The organism is Microvirga sp. jy35 (assembly GCF_056148915.1).
Genome location: NZ_JBWBEW010000050.1, coordinates 23475 through 29725 on the forward strand (window position 1 = coordinate 23475; position 6251 = coordinate 29725).

Annotated in this window: 6 protein-coding genes; all 6 read left to right on the forward strand. The window is 67.4% G+C overall.

Translation table 11 applies throughout. From position 1 onward, the window contains the following. Positions 1–32 precede the first annotated feature (32 nt). The 6 genes from fba (at position 33) to AC0QTX_RS24210 (ending at position 6030) form a co-directional block, all read left to right on the forward strand. Complete coding sequence (gene fba / locus AC0QTX_RS24185; protein ID WP_474606359.1) at positions 33–1121, forward strand: class II fructose-bisphosphate aldolase; 1089 nt, start codon at positions 33–35, stop codon at positions 1119–1121. 241 nt (positions 1122–1362) lie between these two features. After that, positions 1363–2013 (forward strand): thiamine phosphate synthase, encoded by a 651-nt coding sequence (locus AC0QTX_RS24190; protein WP_474606360.1) that lies wholly within the window; start codon positions 1363–1365, stop codon positions 2011–2013. Beyond that, positions 2013–2912 carry a tetratricopeptide repeat protein gene (locus AC0QTX_RS24195; protein ID WP_474606361.1) on the forward strand — a complete coding sequence of 300 codons (900 nt, stop codon included), beginning with the start codon at positions 2013–2015 and terminating at the stop codon, positions 2910–2912. The genes AC0QTX_RS24190 and AC0QTX_RS24195 overlap by 1 nt, the downstream gene beginning before the upstream one ends. 217 nt (positions 2913–3129) lie before the next feature. Next, positions 3130–3924, forward strand: coding sequence for an inositol monophosphatase family protein (locus AC0QTX_RS24200; RefSeq protein ID WP_474606362.1), 795 nt, complete (start codon positions 3130–3132; stop codon positions 3922–3924). A 115-nt stretch (positions 3925–4039) separates the two neighbouring features. Then, positions 4040–5002 (forward strand): flagellar motor protein MotA, encoded by a 963-nt coding sequence (locus AC0QTX_RS24205; RefSeq protein ID WP_474606363.1) that lies wholly within the window; start codon positions 4040–4042, stop codon positions 5000–5002. Further along, positions 5002–6030 carry a peptidoglycan -binding protein gene (locus AC0QTX_RS24210; RefSeq protein ID WP_474606364.1) on the forward strand — a complete coding sequence of 343 codons (1029 nt, stop codon included), beginning with the start codon at positions 5002–5004 and terminating at the stop codon, positions 6028–6030. Before AC0QTX_RS24205 ends, AC0QTX_RS24210 begins: the two co-directional genes overlap by 1 nt. Positions 6031–6251 lie beyond the last annotated feature (221 nt).

The following is a 6251-nucleotide window of genomic DNA, read 5'->3' on the forward strand; positions in this document are numbered from 1 at the left end:
TGTTTAAAAGCAAAACCAATACGGAGGACCAAATGGCCCGCATCACGATGAGGCAGCTTCTGGATCACGCAGCCGAGCACGGCTACGGCGTGCCTGCCTTCAACATCAACAACATGGAGCAGGCGCTGGCGATCATGGCGGCGGCCGGCGAGGTCGATGCCCCGGTGATCATCCAGGCGTCCCGCGGTGCGCGCTCCTATGCCAACGACGTCATGCTCAAGCACATGATGGACGCGGTCACCGAGATCTACCCGCAGATTCCGGTCTGCGTGCATCTCGACCACGGCAACGAGCCCGCCACCTGCATGACGGCGATCCAGGCCGGCTTCACCTCGGTGATGATGGACGGCTCGCTGAAAGCGGACGGCAAGACTCCGGGCGACTGGGATTACAATGTGGGCGTCACCAGGAAAGTGGTCGAGATGGCCCATCTCGGCGGCATCTCGGTGGAAGGCGAGCTCGGCGTGCTCGGCTCCCTGGAGACCGGTGAGGGTGAGGCCGAGGACGGCCACGGCGCCGAGGGCAAGCTCTCCCACGACCAGCTGCTGACGAACCCCGACGAGGCCGTGAAGTTCGTGGCCGAGACCAAGGTCGACGCGCTCGCCATCGCCATGGGCACCTCGCACGGCGCCTACAAGTTCACCCGCAAGCCCGACGGCGCGATCCTTGCGATGCACATCATCGAGGAGATCCACAAGAAGCTCCCGAACATGCACCTGGTGATGCACGGATCGTCCTCGGTGCCGCAGGACCTGCAGGACATCATCAACCAGTACGGCGGCCAGATGAAGCCCACCTGGGGCGTGCCGGTGGAAGAGATCCAGCGCGGCATCAAGCACGGCGTGCGCAAGATCAACATCGACACCGACAACCGCATGGCCATGACCGGCCAGATCCGCAAGGTTCTCACCGAGAACCCGGGCGAGTTCGACCCGCGCAAGTATCTGAAGCCCGCCATGGAGGCGATGACGAAGCTCTGCAAGCAGCGCCTGCAGGAGTTCAACACCGCCGGCCAGGCGTCGAAGATCAAGCGGGTCTATACGCTGGCCGAGATGGCCAAGCGCTATGCCTCCGGCGAGCTCGACCCGACCTTCGGCGCGACCCGCCAGGCGGCGGAGTAGAGAGGGCCCCGCCTCTCGACAACCCCTCTACGTCATCACCGGCCTCGTGCCGGTGATCTCGTTTCGAGAGGCGGCGAGCTCTTCAGCATCGGGATGGCCGGGACGAGCCCGGCCATGACCGGACTGGAGGCACCATTGATCGCTCAACATTCGCCTCAATCATGATCGACAAGCGGGGCCTCGCAAGATGGCCCCGTTTTCGTTATGGGAAGGCTGTCTTCCTTTCTCGTGACTTGGATCCATGGCCGATACCGCCGCCCGCCTCTATCTCATCACCCCCGTTCTGGAGGATGCCTCCTTCGCGCCCCGCCTCGCCGAGGCCTGCGCGACCGGAGCCGTGGCCGCCGTGCTGCTGCGGCTGGCACCCGCCGACGAGCGCACCCTGACCAATCAGGTGAAGGCGCTCGCTCCCGCCGCCCAGGAGCATGGAGCGGCCGTCATCGTCACCACGGAGGCCAAGGCGGATCTCGCCACCATCGCGGCGCGCGGCGGGGCCGACGGGGTTCACATCGCGGGAGATCCGGCGCTTGCACGCGAATTGCGGGATCGCCTGAAATCAGAGCGCGCCATCGGCGTCGGCGCCATCCGCACCAAGGACGATGCCATGACGCTCGGCGAGATTGGGGTCGACTACCTGCTCTTCGGCGAACCGCGCCCGGACGGGTCCCTCCCCTCTCTTGAGAGCGTGGTGGAGCGGGCCTCGTGGTGGGCGGAGATCTTCGAGACGCCCTGCGCGGCCTATGCCCCGAGCCTCGAGGCGGTCGAGCCCCTTGCTGCGACGAACGCCGAGTTCGTGGCGCTGGGTGAGGCGGTCTGGTCCCATCCGGACGGGCCTGCCGCCGGGGTGAAGGCCGCGGCCGAAATCCTCAAGCGCCAGGAGGCGTCGCGCTGATGCGTCTGCACTGGATCATCGGCGGCGCGCTTCTGCTGGCCTCCGCCACCGCAGGCGCGGCGGCACAGCCCGATCTCGCCTATGGCGCCTACCAGCGCGGCCTCTATCAGACGGCATTCCGCGAGGCGACCCTGCGGCTGGAGAGGAACAACAACGACGCCGCCGCCATGACCCTGCTGGGCGAACTCTACAACCAGGGTCTCGGCGTCACGGTAGACCCGAAGAAGGCTTCCGAGTGGTACCGGCTCGCGGCCCAGCGCGGCGATGCCCATGCGCTGGCGGCCCTGGGCCTCATGGCCCTCGACGGGCGCGGCATGCCGAAGAACTTAGGCCAGGGCCGTACTTGGCTGGAAGAAGCGGCCGCCAAGGGCAACCCGCTCGCCAGCCACAACCTCGCCCTGCTCCTGCTCACGAGCGAGGCGAACGCGGACCTTCAGAAGGCGGTCGGGCTCCTGAAAAGGGCTTCCGAAGCGGAGATCCCGGATGCGCAGCATGCCCTGGGCGTGCTCTACCTCAAGGGCCGGGGCGTCGAGCGCAACGCCACGGAGGCCGCGCGCCTGTTCGAGCGCGCCGCCCGCAACGGCAGCTCCGTCGGCGAGGTGGAATACGCCATCCTGCTCTTCAACGGCGACGGGGTCCCGGCAAGCGAGTCCCAGGCCGCCCGCTCCTTCCGCCGCGCGGCTGCCAAGGGCAATGCCATCGCCCAGAACCGCCTCGCCCGCCTCCTCGTGGCCGGCCGGGGCGTGCCGGCCAACAAGATCGACGCGGCAGCCTGGCATATCCTAGCGGCGGCCCAGGGGCTCAGCGATCCCTGGCTCGACAACGCGCTCAAGGACCTCACCGCCGACGAGCGCACCCGGGCCGAGAAGCTGGCGGCCGAGCGCCTCGGCATGCGCTGAAACATTCTGGAATGCCGCAGCCTTCACCTCTCCCTCAGGGAGAGGGAGACTGCCGCGCAACTGACCTCACCAAATGCAGGATTCTCTGGGATCATCTTTTCGGCCCCTGCGTTTGCCCCACAGGACCGATGAAGCAAGCAAGGGCTTGACGTTCCCCCCTCCGTGGTCCATCGACCACCTTCCTCTTTGAAAACCGCTCTTTGTCAGGACCTGTACGATGATCCGCTCGCCCCTCATGACCGTTATGACCGATGCCGTGATGAAGGCTTCACGCTCGCTCAAGCGCGATTTCGGCGAGGTCGAGAACCTGCAGGTCTCCCGCAAGGGTCCGGGCGACTTCGTGTCCGCCGCCGACCGCAAGGCGGAGAAGATCCTGCGCGAGTCGCTGGAGAAGTCCCGCCCCGGCTACGGCTTCGTCATGGAGGAGGAAGGGGTCATCGTTGGCACCGACACCAGCCACCGCTGGCACATCGACCCGCTGGACGGCACCACGAACTTCCTGCACGGCCTGCCCCAATTCGCCATCTCGGTGGGTCTCGAGCGCGACGGCCAGATCGTCGCCGGCGTGATCTACGATCCGGCCAAGGACGAGCTCTTCATCGCCGAGCGCGGCAAGGGCGCCTATCTCAACAACCGCCGCATCCGCGTGGCGGCCCGCGGCGATCTCGCCGATGCGGTGGTGGCCTGCGGGCTGCCCCATATCGGCCGCGGCGACCATGGGCTCTTCCTGCGCGAGACCGCCGCCGTCATGGGCTATGTGGGCGGCATGCGCCGCTGGGGCGCGGCGGCCCTCGACCTGGCCTATGTGGCCTGCGGGCGGTTCGACGCCTATTGGGAGCGCGGGCTGAACTCCTGGGACATGGCCGCCGGTATTCTCATGGTCCGCGAGGCGGGCGGCTTCGTGTCCGACGCGGACGGCGGCAGCGACCCGATGGCCAAGGGCTCGATCGCCTGCGGCAACGAGATCATGCAGCGGGAACTCCTCAAGCTCCTGAAGAAGGCCAAGGGATAGGTCCGGGCTGATATTTCTGTTCGTGCCGGGTTAAGGAACCCATGGTCGCGCTTGATCCTTCGGACCGGCGCGGTCACATTGGGTTAGTCCCGAAGCACGAATGCACAGGATAACGATGGCGGACCAACCCCTTACCCCACCGCGGATCTATTTGATCCGCATGGCGGTCTTCCTCATTCTGGCAGGGTTTGTCGCTTTCATCCTCTACCGGCAGATCTGGGAGGCCTTCCAAGCCAATCCAGGCCTTAATGCCCTGATCCTGGGCGTGATGTTCATCGGCATCGCCTTGGCGATCCGGCAGGTCTGGCGCCTGCGGCCCGAGGTGCGCTGGGTCAATACCCTGCGGCAGAGCGAGGAAGGGCTGGTCGCCCCTACTCCGCCGGTGCTGCTTGCACCGCTGGCCGCCCTCCTGGGGAGCAGGCCGGGCCAGTCCGGCTTCTCCGTCGCGGCCACCCGCTCGGTCCTCGATTCCATCGGCGCCCGGCTCGACGAGAGCCGCGAGATCGTGCGCTACCTCGCCGGCCTCCTGGTCTTCCTCGGCCTGCTCGGCACCTTCTGGGGCCTCATCGACACGGTGGGCTCGGTCGGCCGCATCATCTCGTCATTGCGCACGGGCCAGGATTCGGCGGTTCTCTTCGACGAGCTCAAGAACTCGCTCGCCGGCCCGCTCCAGGGCATGGGCCTGTCCTTCTCGGCCTCCCTGTTCGGCCTCGCGGGCTCCCTCGTCCTCGGCTTCCTCGACCTTCAGGCCGGTCAGGCGCAGAACCGCTTCTACACGGAGCTGGAGGATTGGCTCGCCACCTCCACCATGGATACCCCGGCCGAACCTACCTTACGCACCGGCGCCACGCCGGATCTGGCCCTCGCCCTCAACCGGCTCACCGCCGCCGTCAACGACGGCGGGGGCGGGCGGGCGGCCACCCAGGCCATGGCGAACCTGGCGGAGGGCGTGCAGGGCCTCGTGCAGCACATGCGGGCGGAGCAGCAGATGATCCGCGACTGGGTGGAGGCCCAGGCCGCCCGCGAGAAGGAGCTGAAGCAGGTGCTCGACCGCCTCTCCCGTGAAAGGCTGCCCTGATGCCGGTCTCATCCGCAGGCGGGCGCCGCCGCGGGCGCGGGGGCCAGATCAACTACTGGCCGGGCTTCGTGGACGCCCTGTCCACCCTCCTGCTCGCCATCATCTTCCTGATCTCCGTCTTCACCGTCGGCCAGTTCTTCCTGTCGCGCGAGCTGTCCGGCCGCGACACGGTGCTCGACCGGCTGAACCGGCAGATCGCCGAACTCACCGATCTCCTCTCCCTCGAACGCTCGAGCCGGCGCACCATCGAAGAGACGGTCACGTCGCTCCAAACCACCCTGCGGGCCAACGAGGCCGAGCGGGCGCGCCTCCAGGGCCTCCTCGACAGCGGCGGCGCGGCGCAGGTCCAGGCCGAGCAGCTGAACACGCAGCTCGAGACCGAGCGCCAGACCACGGGCCGGGCGCTGAGTCAGGTCGAGATCCTCAACCAGCAGATCGCCGCCATGCGCCGTCAGCTCGCAGCTCTGGAAGAAGCGCTTGCAGCATCGGAGAACCGGGACAAGGAGAGCCAGGCCCGCATCGCCGACCTCGGCAGCCGCCTCAATGTGGCGCTGGCCCAGCGGGTGCAGGAACTCGCCCGCTATCGCTCCGACTTCTTCGGGCGCCTGCGCCAGATCCTGGGCAACCGCCCGGATGTGCGCATCGTCGGCGACCGCTTCGTGTTCCAGTCGGAGGTTCTCTTCCCGGCCGGCCAGGCGTTCCTGCGCCCCGAGGCCTCCGGCGAGATCGATCGCATCGCCAGCGCCCTCACCGAACTCGCGCGCCAGGTTCCGCCCGACATCCCGTGGGTGATCCGGGTCGACGGCCACACGGACCAGCGGCCCATCAACACCCCGCAATTCCCGTCGAACTGGGCCCTCTCGTCCGCCCGCGCCATCGCCGTGGTGCAGGCTCTCATCGCCCGGGGGATCCAGCCCCAGCACCTCGCCGCCGCCGGCTTCGGGGAGTTCCAGCCGCTGGACAACGGCACGACAGAAGAAGCCTATGCCCGCAATCGGCGCATCGAGCTGAAGCTGACGGAGCGCTAGTCTGGCGGAAGTCAGGACGCCCAGGCCATCAAAAGCAAAGGAGCCGCCGTTTCCAGCGGCTCCTGCTTGAGAAAACTCTGTCATCCAGAATGCGAGCTGCGTGGGGCAGGCCCGGATCGGGCGCGGACAGCTTCCCGGCCTTTTAAGCGGCTTTGACGTTTGTGAGGAAGTTGGCGACTTCGTGGGCGAGGTCGCTGGAGTGGCGCGACAGCTCCTGGGCG